The organism is Micromonospora sp. MGP-C2 (assembly GCF_057766525.1).
Genome location: NZ_JBYMEN010000002.1, coordinates 6,409,900 through 6,424,951, shown reverse-complemented (window position 1 = coordinate 6,424,951; position 15,052 = coordinate 6,409,900). Strand labels below are relative to the sequence as shown.

Below are 15,052 nucleotides of genomic sequence, written 5' to 3'. Positions count from 1 at the left end.
CCGTGTAGAAGGCGGTGGCCGGCAGGGTCGCCGCCGCGACCGCGCCGAGCAGCGCGTACGACCGGCGCAGCCGGAGCAGGCGGCGACCGAGCAGGTACGCCAACGGCAGCAACGTCGAGTTCACCATCGCGTTGATCAGCTGGACGAGCCGGTAGCTGTCGGTGAAGTCCCGGTCCCCGAGGAACGCCGGCGAGATCAGCATCGGGTAGCCGACCCGGCGCAGCAGGTCGTTCTCGCTGCTGAAGCCACCCGGCCCGCCGGCCAGCGCGCGGGCGGTGTTCAGGTAGCTGTCCTCGTCGGTGTGCGCGATAGGCAGCACGATGTGCCGGGACAGCCACATCCGCCAGGCGACGCCGAGCACCCAACCGACGACCAGCAGCAGCGGCACCACCCAGCGGCGCGCGGGTGCGGCCTCGGACGTCGCCGCCACCGCCTCCGGCCGTTCGATCACGTCGCTACCGGATGCCATCAACGCCTCCAGAGTTGCCAGCCGGACCGGCCCGCGCGAACCCGGCGGGCAGGTGGGCCCGCGTCGGTGACGCTCGGGATGAGCCACCCGCACCGGGCCGGTGCGGAGGTCGGGTGAACGCGGTGACCGGCTGGGAAGGGGGCTGCCGGGCCACTCGCGCGGTCACTGTAACGGCCCAATGTGGCCAGGTCAGGCCCGTTGCGGGCGGGCCGGAAGTGTTCGCCTACGCGGTGCCCGGCATTCACAGGAGCAGGGGTCGCGATTAACCCGCGAACGCCGGGGAGTTAACCCGCCATGGCTAGCGTCTCACCCCGGTCGGCCGGCCGAGGGCCGCCCGTTCATCCACGATCACGGGAGCACCAAATTGAGTGAGTTGAATGGATCGTCCATTCTGATCACCGGAGGAACGGGTTCCTTCGGCAGGACCTTCCTGCGGCACCTCCTCACCGAGGCCGACCCCGCCCGTGTGGTGGTGTTCTCCCGCGACGAGCTCAAGCAGTACGAGCTGCGCCAGCAACTCGGCGACGACCCGCGTCTGCGCTGGTTCATCGGCGACATCCGGGACCGGCACCGCCTCACCCGGGCCATGCACGGGGTGGACCACGTGGTGCACGCCGCCGCTCTGAAGCAGGTGGACACCGCCGAGTACAACCCCTCCGAGTACATCGCAACCAACATCACCGGCTCCCAGCACGTCGTGGACGCCGCGATCGAGGCCGGCGTCAAGAAGGTCATCGCGCTCTCCACCGACAAGGCGTCCAGCCCGATCAACCTGTACGGCGCGACGAAGCTGGTCGGGGACAAGCTGTTCGTCTCGGCGAACCACTACGCCGCCCAGCACCCCACCCGGTTCGCCGTGGTGCGCTACGGCAACGTGGTGGGCAGCCGCGGCTCGGTCGTTCCGCTGTTCCGCCGGCTCGCCGCCGAGGGCAAGAGCCTGCCGATCACCGACAAGCGGATGACCCGCTTCTGGATCACCCTGGACCAGGCCGTGCAGTTCGTCATGGACTCGTTCGACCAGATGCAGGGCGGCGAACTGTTCGTGCCGCGCATCCCGAGCATGCGCATCCTCGACCTGGTCGAGGCCGTGGCCCCGGACGCCACCACCCACGAGATCGGGATCCGACCGGGCGAGAAGCTGCACGAGGAGATGATCGCCCCCGACGACAGCCGGCGGACGTTGCGCGCCGACGGCCGGTTCATCGTCCAGCCGACCATCGCCACCTGGGGCTACCAGCCGCCGGTCGACTGCGACCCGGTGCCGGACGGCTTCGCCTACCAGTCGGACACCAACGACGAGTGGCTCAGCGTCGACCAGCTGCGCGACATGCTCGGCATCGCCGCATGACGGGAATGCTCCCGTACGGCCGGCAGTCGGTCACCGAGGAGGATGTCGCCGCCGTCGCCGACGTGCTGCGTGGCGACTGGCTCACCACCGGTCCGCAGGTGGACGCCTTCGAGGCCGACCTCGCCGCGTGGACCGGTGGTGTCGGCGTCACGACCGTCTCCAATGGCACGGCGGCCCTGCACGTCGCGTACGCGGCCGCCGGGGTGGGCCCGGGTGACGAGGTGGTCGTCCCGCCGATGACGTTCGTGGCGACGGCCAGCAGCGCGGCCGCTCTCGGCGCGAAGATCGTGTTCGCTGACGTGGAGGACGAGACCTTCTGTCTCGACCCGGCCGCCGCCGCCGACGCGGTCACCTCGCGTACCAGGGTGGTCTCCGCTGTCGACTACGCCGGCCACCCCGCGGACTACGACGCGTTGCGCACCTCGCTGGCGGGCTCCGACGCGCTGCTGCTCGCCGACGCGGCGCACTCGATCGGCGGGACGTACCACGGCCGACCGGTCGGCTCGCTCGCCGACCTGACCACCTTCTCGTTCTTTCCCACGAAGAACCTGACCACCGGCGAGGGCGGCGCGGTCGCCGCGCTGGCCCCGGCCGTGCTCAGGCGGGCCCGCCGGTTCCGCGGCGTCGGGCTGGTGCGCGAGCGCGACGACCTGCGGTTCCCCGACGAGGGCGGCTGGCACCAGGAGGTGCACGAGTTCGGGCTGAACTACCGCCTGCCGGATGTGCTCTGCGCCCTGGGCCGCAGCCAACTGCGCCGGCTCGCCGAGTTCAAGGCGCGCCGCGACGCCCTCGTCGCCCGCTACGACAAGGCGCTGGCCGACCTGGACGGCGTGCTGCTGCCGACCCGCAGGTCGTGGGCCGACCCGGCCTGGCACCTCTACCCGATCCGCGTGCTCGACGGGCGTCGCCGCGAGGTGTACGACCGGATGCGGGCTGCCGGCATCGGCGTCCAGGTCAACTACCTCCCGGTGCACTGGCACCCGGTCTTCGCCGACCTCGGTTACCGGCGCGGGTCCTGCCCGGTGGCCGAGCGGTTCTACTCCCAGCAACTGTCGCTGCCGCTCTACCCGGGGCTCAGCGACACCGACCAGGATCGCGTCGTCGACGCGCTGACCGCGGCCCTGCGGGCCGGCTCGGTGCGTTCCGCCGCCTGATGGGAACCTGATGCACCACGCCAACCACTTCTACGGCCACGCGCACGTGCTGGCCCGCTACGTCGGCCTCGGCGACCGGCACCCACCGCGGATCAACGGGTACGTGCAGCACGGCTGGAACATCGGTGACGGCCTGGCGCCCGGTCACCCGTACGCCGAGCGCACGCCCAGCCTGCTCTGGTCGGAACAGACCCGCCGCCGGGCCTGGTCGGTGGGGCGGCGCAACGTGGTCGTCATCGGCGCGCCGTTCGCCTACCTGCTGGCGATGCGGCCCGAGGACCCGCCGGCCGAGGAGCGGGAGGGCACCATCTGGTACCCGTTCCACGGCTGGGAGGGCCAGCACGTGAAGGGCGACCACCGGAAGTTGATCGCCCTGATCCAGGCCACCGAGCCTGGCCCGGTCACGGTCTGCCTCTACTGGCACGAGTACCGGATGCGCAACGTCCGCCGCCTCTACGAGCGGGCCGGGTTCCGGGTGATCTGCCACGGCTACCGGGGGCACTGGTGGAAGGACACCGACCCCGAGTTCCTCGACAAGCAACTGACCGAGCTGCGCCGACATCGGCGGGTAGCATCCAACCGGCTGACCAGCGCGATCTTCTACGGCATAGCGGCGGGCTGCGAACCGGCCGTCTACGGCGACCCGATGATCCTCTCCAATGAGGACCCGACCTTCGGTGGCACCGCCCGCATCCGCCGGCAGTGGCCGGAGCTGCACGGCACCGAGGTCGACCTGCCCACCGCGGTCCAGATCGCCCACGCCGAGCTCGGCACCGACCACCGCTGCACGCCGGCCGAGCTGCGCGAGCTGCTCGGTTGGGCGAACCTCCAGGAGGAAGAGGACCACAGTGACGACTGAGACGGCACCCTCCGGCCGGATCACGCTGCCGGGTGGCGAGATGCTCGCCTGGTCCGACCTGCCGCAGATGCGGTTGGCCGACGGTGGGCCCCTCGCCGCGCTCGCCGCCCGACTCGTGCCGTCCGGCGCCCGGGTCCTGGTGGCCGGCCCGCACGACCCGGCCCTGCTCGACCAGCTCGGTCACGCCGAGGTGACCTGCCTGCTGCGCAGCCACCCGGACGCGGTCGCGCTGGCTCCAAGAGCCGCCCATGTGGTCGTGGGCGGCCCGACCGGGCTTCCCGCCGACGAGACGTACGACGTGGTGATCGCCGGTGCCGGCCTGGACCCGGTGGAGTCGGTGGAGGGCGTCCGGCTCGGCTGGGACGGCGTGCTGGCACGACTGGTCGCCGCCGTCCGACCGGGTGGCGCGCTGCTGCTGCGCCTGGACAACCCGCTCGGCCTGCACCGACTCGTCGCCACCACCCCCTGGTACGCCGGCCGCGACGATTCCGCCTGGACGGTCGGCGGCGTCCTCGATCGCGGCCACCCGGCCAACCGGGACCAGCTACGCGAGCGGCTCACCGAGGTGGGGCTGCGCCCGGCCGCGTGCTGGGCCGCGTACCCCGACGCCGGCAGCCCGACAGCGCTGCTCGACACCGACCACCTCGACCGGGACACCGGCTCCGGCCTCTTCGACGCCGTGCTGCACGGCGCGTGCGCCGGCGGCTTCACCAGTGACACAGTGCTCCAGGACCCGGCCCGGCTGGCCGTGGACGCGCTGCACGCCGGGCGCGCCGCCGACCTCGCACCGGGCTGGCTGGTGCTCGCCCGCCGGCCCGCCGACGACCCCACCACACCGGCCGCCGACAGGGATCTGCCGGTGGCGCTGATGCAGACCGGGCGTCCCGGCAGCGGCGTGCTGGAGGTGCTGCACGGCCCGTCGGGGTGGCGCTGGGGGCGGACCGCGGCCACCGACCGGGACGTGCCGGCCGCCGCGCCGTTCGCCAGCCGCGAGGCCGCGTACCGGGACACGGATGCGCTGTCCGGGCCGGTGCCGGCCGGCCGGCTGCTGCGTACCCTGCTGCTCGACGCGGCCCTGCGCCGCGACCTGGCGACCCTACGCACGCTGCTGCACGGGTACGCGGGCTGGCTCGCCGACCAGGCCGACGGCGACGGCCGGATCGCCGGCGCGACGGCGCTGGCCGGCACCGACAACGTGGTGGTCGACGGCGGGCGTTACGCGGTGCTCGACCCGAGCTGGCGGGCCACCAGCCCGTTGCCCGCCGACGTGGTGCTGGCGCGTGGGCTGTGGCGGTTCGCGGCGGGCCTGCTCACCGGTGGGTACGCCCACCCGTGGTCGTCCACTCTCGACGTCGCGGGTCTGACCGTGGTGCTCGGCGGCCTCGCCGGCCACGACCTGGACCGCCCGACCGTCACCGAGGCGGTGGAGACGGAGGCCGCCGTCGCCGCGGCGCTGCACGGTCTGGACGTCGACGGCACCGTCGACCTCGCCGCCGAGCTGCGCGCGATCGCGCCGACCGACCCTCCGGTGGGTGCGGCGCGCGGCTACCAGCAGTTGCGTGAGGCGTGGCTGCGCCAGCGCGAGGAACTCGCCCGGCTGGCCGCACTTACCGCGTGGACCGAGGAACTGCTCACCTCGCGGGAACGCGCGCTGCGCCGGGCCGAGACGACGATCGGCCTACTCAGCGGATCACTCAGCTACCGGGTGGGCCGACTCGCCATCACCCCGGCCCGGCTGGCCAAGCGGGGTGCCCGCGCCGCCAAACGTCGGGCCACCGCGGCGCTCGCCCCGAAGCCTGAGGAACAGCAGTGACCGGCGTACCGGTGCCCGGGGTGGGCGCGACCGACGACGCCGGGCCACGGATCGTCGGCATCGTGCAGGCCCGGATGGGCTCGTCCCGGCTGCCCGGCAAGGTGCTCCGCCCGCTCGCCGGGCGTTCCGTGCTGGGCCGGGTGGTCCGCGCCGCCTCCGACAGCGGCGTCCTGGCCGACCTGGTGGTCGCGACCAGCACCGACCCGGTCGACGACGCCGTGGCGACCGAGTGCCAACGGCTGGGCGTGGCGTGCCACCGCGGGCCGGTCGACGACGTCCTGGACCGGTTCGTGGGCGCGCTCGCGGCACACCCGGGCGACGCGGTCATGCGGTTCACCGCCGACTGCCCGCTGCTCGACCCGGAGATCATCACCCTGGTCGCGTCGGTGTACCGGGCCGTGCCCGGGCTGGACTACGCAAGCACGTCGATCGCCCGCACCCTGCCGCGGGGACTGGACGTCGAGATCATCCGAGCGGAGACGCTCCGCACCCTGGGCCGGCTCGCCGCCGACCACCACCGGGTGCACGTGACCTCGTACGCGTACACCCATCCGGAGCTGTTCCGGGTGCTCGGCGTGACGCTCACCCCGGACCGCTCCGCGCTGCGGCTGACCCTCGACACCGAGCAGGACTGGGCGCTGGTCAGCGCGGTCATCGACCACTTCGGTGACGTCAGCGTGCCACTGGCCAAACTCGCCGACTGGCTCGACGGGCAACCCCACCTGCGCGCGCTCAACGCCGGAGTCCGACAGAAGCACCTGGAGGAGTCCTGAGCACGCTGCGGGTCGGCTTGCGCTGCGACGCCAGCCCACGGCGGGGCGTCGGCCACCTCGTCCGCTGCCTGGCACTCGCCGAGGAGTTCCTCGCCCGAGGCGCCCACGTGGCCGTACTCGGCACCGTCGAACGACTCGACTGGGCGACCGCGGAGCTCGCCGCCCGGGGCATTCCCCTGCACCCGGGCCCGGACTCGCCGGCCGAGCTGGTCGAGGCAGCCCGCCGACACCACCTGGACGTGATGGTCCTCGACTCCTACGAGCTGAACCCGGCCGGGGCGGGCGCCCTGCGCGCCGCCGGGGTGTTCACCCTCGCCGTGATCGACGGGGACAGCCGGGGCCAGGTCGCCAACCTCTACCTCGACCAGAACTTCGGCGCCGATCTGACGGGGCTGCCCGGCCGGCTGCTCGCCGGCAGCGGGTACGCCCTGCTGCGCGACTCCGTGATCACCGCCCGACCGTCGGTCCCCCCGCCCGTCACGGCGGTCAGCCGACCCCGGGTGCTGGCCTTCTTCGGCGGCACCGACGCGGTCGGCGCGGCCCCGGTGCTGACCCGGGTGCTGGTGGCCACCGGTCACCCGATGGACCTCACTGTCATCGTCGGCCGACCCGAGATCGAGGCGGAGGTCGAGGACGTCACCCCCGGGCGCGGGCAGGTCATCCGACCGGTCCCGTCCACCACCTCGCTACCGACCCTGATCACCGAAGCCGACCTGGTGATCAGCGCCGCGGGCACCTCCACCTGGGAACTCTGCTGCCTCGGCGCACCCGCCGCGCTGGTCTGCGTGGTCGAGAACCAACGCGAGTCGTACGCCCGGGTGGTGCGGCACGGCCTCGCCGCCGGTCTCGGCGAGTTGCCGGAGCTGACCGCCACCGGAGTCGCCGGACGGGCCACCCGAGCAGCAGCGGCCCGAACCCTGCTCGGGCTGCTCAACTCACCGCAACGGCGCGCCACGCTGGCCGGAAAGGCCTGGTCGACCGTCGACGGGCGGGGCCGGGCCCGGGTCGTCGACGCGGTGCTCGACGCCGTACGCCCGGCCGCCGTCACCGGCTGACCGCCAACGGTCCGCCGATAGCACGGGTGTACGAAAGTGCTGCTAGGGTGGCTGCATGACGCAGGCCGCCTACCAGCCGTCGATGCTCGACCTGGCCGACGCCGGGCCAACTCTGGGGCCACTGCCCGGCCAGATCCGCCGACACCAACTCAGCCGTGGCGCCTGGGTCGACCACCTCCCCGGCTGGGTGCACGGCTCCGACGCCGTCCTCGACACCCTGCTCACCGAGGTCCCCTGGCGAGCCGAGCGGCGCACCATGTTCGACAGCGAGGTCGACGTGCCCCGCCTGCTCTGCTGGTACGACGCCGACCGGCAACTGCCGCATCCCGTGCTCACCACGGCACGAGCGGAGCTGACCCGGCACTACGCCCCGGAGCTGGGCGAGCCGTTCGTCACCGCCGGCATGTGCCTCTACCGCTCGGGTCGGGACAGCGTGGCCTGGCACGGCGACACCATCGGCCGCTCCGCGCACAGCGACACCATCGTCGCGATCGTCTCCTTCGGCGCGCCCCGCCCCCTGCTCCTGCGCCCTCGTGGCGGCGGCGACAGCCTGCGCTTCCCGGTGGGCCACGGCGACCTGATCGTGATGGGCGGCTCCTGCCAACGCACCTGGGAACATGCCATCCCGAAGACCGCCCGCCCCGTCGGCCCCCGGGTCAGCGTGCAGTTCCGCCCCGTCAACGTCGCCTGACGTTGGCGGCGCCGCCCCGGCCTGCCCTACAGCAGGCCGGCGAGTCTGTAGAGGACCAGCGACCCGGCGACGGCGACGTTCAGGCTGTGGCCGTGCCCGACCATGGGAATCTCCACGGCCGCGTCCAGGTGGTCGAGTGCCTCGGGTGGGATGCCTGTCGACTCGTGCCCGAGCAGCACCACGGTGCGCCCCCGAGCGGCGGGCAGGTCACCGAGTCGGACGGCCTCGTCGGCCAGCTCCACCCCGAGAATTCGGGTGCCGGCGGCCCGTTCGGCGGCCAGCCACCGCAGCGGGCTGCCGACCCGGTGGACGCAGCCCGGCCGGCGCAGGGTGTTGCCGCGGGCCAGAGCCTCGTCCACCCACCGGAACGGCGGCACGGCCAGGCAGGCGCCGACCGCGTCGCAGGTGCGCAGCAGGGTGCCCAGGTTCGCGCCGTGCAGCGGCCAGAGCGGGGCGGCGATCAGATGACCCCAGCAGCGATGCTGGCGGGGTCGGCGGGCGGCACGCAGCTCACGCCTTGGCCGGACCCGGATGGCGGCGCTCACGCCGCGCCGGCGACTCCGCCGGACAGAAGAAAGATCATGTGAGAGGTGCTTGGCGGCGCACCCAGGCCATCACCGACAACAAGAGCCCTCACCATACCGCGCGTGCGGACCGCGTTCAGACGCCAAGATCCGCGCAACTTCAGGGAAAGTGCCGCCTACGGCATGTCGGAGGCAGCAACTCCCCCGAAGTTGCGCGGATCTTGAGGTCGGGACACCCCCACGCCCCGGGGGACGGCGGGGTTGGTGCGTCAGTCGCGTTCGATGAGGTGGCCTACCACCGTTGGGCCGAGCATCACCGCGAAGCCACTGCCGTCGCGGCGAGGATCCGCCGCCGGCAGCTCCACCGGATCGCCGGTGCCGGTCGCACCGACCGGGCGCGGGCCCACCCAGGCAACCGCCACGTCCGTCTCACCCTTGAGGAAGCGGTGCGCGCGCACGCCGCCGGTCGCCCGACCCTTCGCGGGGTACGCCTTGAACGGCGTCACCTTGACCGTCGCCCCGGTGGAGGTGACCACCATCGGCTCGCCGTGCCCCGGGTCGTCGGTGCGGACCGCGCCGAAGAACGCCACCCGCGCACCGGCCGGCACGTTGATGCCGGCCATCCCGCCGCCCTTGAGGCCCTGTGGACGGACCAGCCCGGCGGGGAAGCGCAACAGCGACGCCTCCGACGTGACGAACGTGAGCGATTCGGTGCCATCGGCCAGCCAGGTCGCCCCGACCACCTCGTCACCGTCGCGCAGACCGATCACCTCGAACTCGTCGGAGCGCACCGGCCACTCCGGAGCGCAGATCTTCACCACGCCCTGCCGGGTGCCCAGCGCCAGCCCCGGCGAGCCCTCCGCCTGCCCACCCAGGGGGGCCAGGCCGACGACGGTCTCCCCCGCCTCCAACGGCACCAGCTCGGCCGCGGACATCCCGCCTCGCAGCGACACCGTGCCGGCCTGCTCCGGCAACACCGGCAGCGGCAGGACGTCGACCTTGAAGGCCCGGCCAGCACTGGTCAACAGCAGCACCCGACCACGGGCTGTGGAGTGCGCAACGGCGCGTACGGTGTCGTGCTTGACCCGGCCGTTGCGTCGGCGCCCCTCGGAGCTCTCCTCCGACTCGGCTGCGGTCCGGGCGACCAGCCCGGTCGCGGAGAGGATCACCTGGCACGGGTCGTCGGCGACCTCCAGCGGCCCGGCCGGCGCGGACGCGGCCAGCACCTCCTTCAGGTCACCGTCGACAAGCGTCGTACGCCGTTCGGTGCCGAACTGCTTGACCACGGCGGCCAGCTCGTCGGAGACCAACTTCTTGAGCACCCGCTCGTCGTCGAGGATCTTGCTCAGCTCGGCGATCTCGGCGCGCAGCCGCTCCTGCTCGGCCTCCAGCTCGATCCGGTCGAACTTCGTCAACCGGCGCAGCGGAGTGTCCAGAATGTAGGTGGCCTGGATGTCGGACAGGCCGAACCGGCTCATCAGCCCGTCCTTCGCGGCCTGCGCGTCGTCACTGCCCCGGATCAGCCGGACCACCTCGTCGATGTCCAGCAGGGCGATCAGCAGACCGTCGACCAGGTGCAGCCGCTCCTGCCGCTTGCGCCGACGGTACGAGGTGCGCCGGGTGACCACCTCGTAGCGGTGGGCCAGGAAGACCTCCAGCAGCGCCTTCAACCCCAACGTGCGCGGCTGACCGCCGTCCAGGACCAGGTTGTTGACGCCGAACGACTGCTCCAGCGGGGTCAACCGGTAGAGGTCGGCGAGCAGCGCCTGCGGGTTGACGCCCACCTTGCACTCGACGACGAGGCGGGTGCCGCTCTCCCGGTCGGTGAGGTCCTTGACGTCGGCGATGCCGGTCAGACGCTTGGTCTTGGTGACCTCGTTGGTGATGGCCGCGATGACCTTCTCCGCGCCGACGCCGTAGGGCAGCTCGACCACGGTGATCGCCTGGCGACCACGGCTGCCCTCGATCGGGCCGATCTCCACCTTGCCGCGCATCCGCACCACGCCGCGCCCGGTCTCGTACGCCCGGCGCACCTCGTCCAGGCCGAGCAGCACCCCACCGGTGGGCAGGTCGGGGCCGGGGACGAACTCCATGAGTTTGTCCAGAGTGGCGTCCGGGTGGTTGATCAGCCAGCGGGCCGCCTGGACGACCTCGCCCAGGTTGTGCGGGATCATGTTGGTGGCCATCCCGACCGCGATCCCGGACGCGCCGTTGACCAGCAGGTTGGGGAATGCGGCCGGCAGCACTGTCGGCTGGGTCAGTGACCCGTCGTAGTTGGGCTCGACGTCGACGGTGTCCTCGCCCAGCTCACCGACGAGCAGCATGGCCTCACGGGACATTCGTGCTTCGGTGTAACGCGAGGCAGCCGGGCCATCGTCTGGAGATCCAAAATTTCCATGCCCGTCGACGAGGGGCACGTTGAGCGAGAAGTCCTGCGCGAGGCGAACCATCGCGTCGTAGATCGCCGTGTCGCCGTGTGGATGGTACTTACCCATGCAGTTGTGGACGACGTAGCCCTCGGCAACGAAGGCGTGCTCGTCGCTGCCGACCTGAATGTCGTAGGTGACGTCGGGCGACACCGGCTCCACCGAGGTGACCCGTAGGAAGGATCCACCGACCAACGCGTCCAGCCGAGAAGCGAGCGGTGAACCGAGGCGGTGGAGTTTGCGGATCCAGCCGTCTCGTACCGCACGCTCTAATTGGAAAGATCGTTCAGCGAGCGGGACGCCATTGCGGTCCTTGCCATATCGCACCTTCGGTCCGCCGCTAGCCGACAGGGAGTCGCGGAACGCTTGGCCATCCCGGTCCCGAAACCACCCGCCGCCCTGGTGCGCGGCCGTGAACGCGGCCATGACCGGGGCGTACGGCAGCCGGTCATTGCCCTGCTTGCCGCCGTACTGGTAGTCGATCTCGGCGACCCGTTGCAAGTCGTCGTGCTTGTAACCGATCCGCACCCACGGCAGCAGAAGACGGGCGAGATCCGAGGCGTCCCGGCCGCTGACCGACAGGCCATGAAGAGGGTGCTCCTGTGAGCCACGACCGCTGGTCCAATGGTGCCCATGTAGCCCCAGGTCGGCAAGCATGGCGTAAATCTGCCGCACCAGCACCTCGCTGGTACTGACGAAGACAACCTCCCGAAAACGCTTACGAATGTAGCCGTCTCCATCGAAGAAGCCGGCGAGAAATGGCACCCAGGCCGACCGGTGGCGAATGATGTCGGCGGGCACACACTTGTCGCGGCTGAGCGGCCGCGTGGCCTCTAGCAGTCCTTCGTGTCGGCTGAAGGTAAGAATGTGCTGGTCGCGATGCAGCGGATTCTCGGCCTCACGCTTTCCTCGGGAAACGTTCAGCCCACTGGCGATGGCCCAACCATGGGCGACATCGAGCGGCTCAATGTCACACATGTGGATCCGGACCCGACCGTCCGCCGCACGGGATCGGTGCACTGGGAAGCCCTCGGCTACCAGCAGCCCGCGCACATAGTCGTAGATGTCGCCGGTCGGTGTTGACACCACATTTCGGCGGCTGCCGTACGCCAACGCCAGTCGCCCCGGGAGGTCCCGAGCCTCCACCCATTGAACCGAAAGGTCATCGGCGACCACGCGGAAGCGTTGGCCCGGCGTGACGAGCATCGTGTGCCCGTTGCTCCAGGTCACGCGCACGAGGTCGGACACTGGGTTCTGATAGACAGCGGTCACCGGCACTGGTGCGCCAGCACCATCCAGAACGAGGTCACCGACCTCGATCTCCTCGATGGTCCGAAGGCCAGCGGGCGTCGAGACGAGTGTGCCGGCGACGAAGCAGTCACCCACAATTCGGGCGGACTTCACGTGCCCGCGATCCGGGCGGTAGCCCTGCTCGTACATCGACCAGAGGATGCGCCGGTGCACGGGCTTGAGGCCGTCGCGCGCGTCGGGCAGCGCGCGGGAGTGGATGACCGAGAACGCGTACTCCAGGTAGGAGTCGGACACCTCGGTGACCAGCGGGTTGTCGAAGACCCGCGCGCCGGCCTGGTCGAACGAGGAGAGGTCGACCTTGTTTTCCTTACGGCGTGCCATGACTCAGCTCTCCATCGGAACGAAAAGGGCGCCCATGCAGTCGCTTCGCAACGGCATGAGACACCATCGCGCTGTATCGAAATTCGCTCGCTGTCGCTCGCTCATGCGTCGATCGCATCCCGGTCGACGCGGTCGGCGGAGTCGATCAGCCAGTTGCGGCGCGGCTCGACCTTCTCGCCCATCAGCAGTTCGAGGATGCGTTCGGCGGCGTCGACGTCGTCGAGGGTGATCCGGCGAACGGCGCGGGTGGCCGGGTTCATCGTGGTGTCCCACAACTCGTCGGCGTCCATCTCACCGAGACCCTTGAAGCGCGGGATGGGCGTGACGATCTGCTTGCCGGCCTTTTCCAGCTTGCGGACCGTCGTCTCCATCTCGGCCTGGGTGTAGGTGTAGACCGTCTGCGGGCTGCGCCCCTTGGTGGTGATCTTGTGCAGGGGCGGCATCGCGGCGTAGAGCCGACCGGCCTCGATCAACGGGCGCATGTACCGGGCGAAGAGGGTGATCAGCAGCGTGCGGATGTGCGCGCCGTCCACGTCGGCGTCGGCCATGATCAGCACCCGGCCGTAGCGCAGTGCGGAGAGGTCGAACGTGCGCCCCGAGCCCGCGCCGAGGACCTGGACGATCGCCGCGCACTCGGCATTGTCCAGAACCTGCTGGAGGTTGGCCTTCTGCACGTTGAGGATCTTGCCGCGGATCGGCAGCAGCGCCTGGTATTCCGAGGATCGGGCCATGCGACTCGTCCCGAGTGCGCTGTCACCCTCCACGATGAACAGCTCACTGCGGTCGATGCCGGTGGCCCGGCAGTCGACCAGCTTCGGCGGCATGGACGCGCCCTCCAGGGCGGTCTTGCGCCGGGCGGCGTCCTTCTGCTGCTTCTGGGTGAGCCGCACCCGGGCCGCGTCGACGATCTTCTGGAGGACCGTGCGGGCCTCGGCCTTGGTGCGCCGGTCCTCCAGCCAGGCCTTGACGTGCGCGTCGACCTGCGTCTGGATGACCTTGGTGATGCCGGTGGTGGAGAGCTCGTCCTTGGTCTGCGAGGTGAACTGCGGCTCGGGGATCCGCACGTGCACCACCGCGGTCATCCCCTCCAGGACGTCGTCGAGGGTGGGCGGCTCCTCCTTGGCCTTGAGCAGGCCGCGGGTGTTGCGGATCGCGTCGGCGAGGCTGCGGACGAGGGCCCGCTCGAAGCCCTTGCGGTGGGTGCCGCCGTGGGCGTTGCGGATGGTGTTGGTGAAGCACTCGACGGTGCGCTCGTAGCCGGTGCCCCACCGGAACGCCACCTCGACCTCGGCGCGCCGCTGCACGTTGGACTGCATGACGCCGTTGGCGTCGGCGGCGTTCTCCCGGTAGGTCCCCTCGCCGTTGACCAGCAGGGTGCCGGAGACCGGCCGGTCGCCGGCCGGGGCGAGGAACTCCACCATGTCGCTGAGCCCGTTGGGGTAGTGGAACCGCTCCTCGGCGGGCGCCTCGCCGGTCAGGTCGCGCAGCAGGTAGGTCACGCCGGGGACCAGGAAGGCGGTGTTGCGCAGCTTGGTGCGGACCGCCTCGATGTCGAGCGCGGCACCGGTCTCGAAGTAGCGGGCGTCGTGCCACCAGCGGATCGACGTGCCGGTGCGCTGGCCGCGCTTGACCGCGCCGACGACCTGGAGCCCGGGGCCGGCGGTGAAGGGCGCGTCCGGCCCGTCGCCGTCGAAGATGCCCGGGACGCCATGCCGGAAGGACATCGCGTGGATCTTTCCGGCCCGGCGGACGGTCACGTCGAACCGGCGGGACAGCGCGTTGACCGCCGAGGCGCCGACGCCGTGCAGGCCGCCGGAGGTCTTGTAGCCGGAGCCGCCGAACTTGCCGCCGGCGTGCAGCCGGGTGAGCACCAGCTCGACGCCGGAGATGCCGGATTTGGCGTGGACGTCGGTGGGGATGCCCCGGCCGTCGTCGTCGACCTGCACAGAGCCGTCGGCGTGCAGGATCACCTCGACGGTGCTGGCGTGACCGGCGACACCCTCGTCGGTGGAGTTGTCGAGGATCTCGTTGACGAGGTGACCCACGCCACGGCTGTCGGTGGAACCGATGTACATGCCGGGCCGCTTGCGGACAGCGTCCAGCCCCTCAAGGTGGGTGAGGTCATCGGCCCCGTACAGGGTGTCAGGCTCTGCGGTCAACTGGTCGTACTCCCCGGTCTCGGCGGTGTGCAGCCGGTCACCGGCGACATCAGCCGGCGTGGCGCGCCGCAGCGAGCCTAGCCCGAGGCTAGGACAACTCCCGGAGGGCCCGCGCGACCCGCCGCGCGGGAGCCTCCGGACGTGAGCGA

Annotated in this window: 12 protein-coding genes and 2 pseudogenes; 9 read left to right on the top strand and 5 right to left on the bottom strand. The window is 71.4% G+C overall.

Features of this window, described 5'->3' with window-relative positions:
• Positions 1 to 14 precede the first annotated feature (14 nt).
• The 9 genes from AC3CF1_RS29530 to AC3CF1_RS29490 all read left to right on the top strand — a co-directional run bounded on the left by AC3CF1_RS29530 (position 15) and on the right by AC3CF1_RS29490 (position 8,162).
• Positions 15 to 155, top strand: a complete 141-nt coding sequence (locus tag AC3CF1_RS29530; protein WP_488451745.1) for a hypothetical protein — start codon at positions 15 to 17, stop codon at positions 153 to 155.
• 165 nt (positions 156 to 320) lie between these two features.
• Positions 321 to 539 carry a hypothetical protein gene (locus tag AC3CF1_RS29525; protein WP_488451744.1) on the top strand — a complete coding sequence of 73 codons (219 nt, stop codon included), beginning with the start codon at positions 321 to 323 and terminating at the stop codon, positions 537 to 539.
• A gap of 294 nt (positions 540 to 833) precedes the next feature.
• Positions 834 to 1,817 carry a UDP-N-acetylglucosamine 4,6-dehydratase (inverting) gene (gene pseB / locus AC3CF1_RS29520; RefSeq protein ID WP_179783040.1) on the top strand — a complete coding sequence of 328 codons (984 nt, stop codon included), beginning with the start codon at positions 834 to 836 and terminating at the stop codon, positions 1,815 to 1,817.
• Positions 1,814 to 2,971, top strand: a complete 1,158-nt coding sequence (locus AC3CF1_RS29515; RefSeq protein WP_488451743.1) for a DegT/DnrJ/EryC1/StrS family aminotransferase — start codon at positions 1,814 to 1,816, stop codon at positions 2,969 to 2,971. Before pseB ends, AC3CF1_RS29515 begins: the two co-directional genes overlap by 4 nt.
• Before the next feature lie 10 nt (positions 2,972 to 2,981).
• Positions 2,982 to 3,830, top strand: a complete 849-nt coding sequence (locus AC3CF1_RS29510; RefSeq protein ID WP_488451742.1) for a hypothetical protein — start codon at positions 2,982 to 2,984, stop codon at positions 3,828 to 3,830.
• Entirely contained in the window at positions 3,820 to 5,643 is a 1,824-nt protein-coding gene (locus tag AC3CF1_RS29505) for a class I SAM-dependent methyltransferase (protein WP_488451741.1), read from the top strand. Before AC3CF1_RS29510 ends, AC3CF1_RS29505 begins: the two co-directional genes overlap by 11 nt.
• Before the next feature lie 20 nt (positions 5,644 to 5,663).
• Positions 5,664 to 6,416: a cytidylyltransferase domain-containing protein gene (locus tag AC3CF1_RS29500; protein WP_488452146.1), complete on the top strand. Its 753-nt coding sequence runs from the start codon at positions 5,664 to 5,666 to the stop codon at positions 6,414 to 6,416.
• Complete coding sequence (locus AC3CF1_RS29495; protein WP_488452145.1) at positions 6,413 to 7,471, top strand: PseG/SpsG family protein; 1,059 nt, start codon at positions 6,413 to 6,415, stop codon at positions 7,469 to 7,471. The genes AC3CF1_RS29500 and AC3CF1_RS29495 overlap by 4 nt, the downstream gene beginning before the upstream one ends.
• Before the next feature lie 55 nt (positions 7,472 to 7,526).
• Entirely contained in the window at positions 7,527 to 8,162 is a 636-nt protein-coding gene (locus AC3CF1_RS29490) for an alpha-ketoglutarate-dependent dioxygenase AlkB (protein WP_354980458.1), read from the top strand.
• A 26-nt stretch (positions 8,163 to 8,188) separates the two neighbouring features.
• Here the strand turns inward: AC3CF1_RS29490 and AC3CF1_RS29485 are convergent, their stop codons facing one another.
• From AC3CF1_RS29485 to AC3CF1_RS29465, 5 genes and pseudogenes are all read right to left on the bottom strand, one after another.
• Positions 8,189 to 8,707, bottom strand: a complete 519-nt coding sequence (locus tag AC3CF1_RS29485) for a TrmH family RNA methyltransferase (RefSeq protein WP_354980457.1) — start codon at positions 8,705 to 8,707, stop codon at positions 8,189 to 8,191.
• Between the two features lie 248 nt (positions 8,708 to 8,955).
• Complete coding sequence (locus AC3CF1_RS29480; RefSeq protein ID WP_488452144.1) at positions 8,956 to 11,538, bottom strand: DNA topoisomerase (ATP-hydrolyzing); 2,583 nt, start codon at positions 11,536 to 11,538, stop codon at positions 8,956 to 8,958.
• A gap of 147 nt (positions 11,539 to 11,685) precedes the next feature.
• Positions 11,686 to 12,318 (bottom strand): annotated as a pseudogene (locus AC3CF1_RS29475) (LAGLIDADG family homing endonuclease); the annotation flags it as partial.
• 171 nt (positions 12,319 to 12,489) lie between these two features.
• Positions 12,490 to 12,744: pseudogene (locus tag AC3CF1_RS29470) on the bottom strand (DNA gyrase subunit A); the annotation flags it as partial.
• A 101-nt stretch (positions 12,745 to 12,845) separates the two neighbouring features.
• Positions 12,846 to 14,903, bottom strand: coding sequence for a DNA gyrase/topoisomerase IV subunit B (locus tag AC3CF1_RS29465; RefSeq protein WP_354980456.1), 2,058 nt, complete (start codon positions 14,901 to 14,903; stop codon positions 12,846 to 12,848).
• Positions 14,904 to 15,052: the final 149 nt, after the last annotated feature.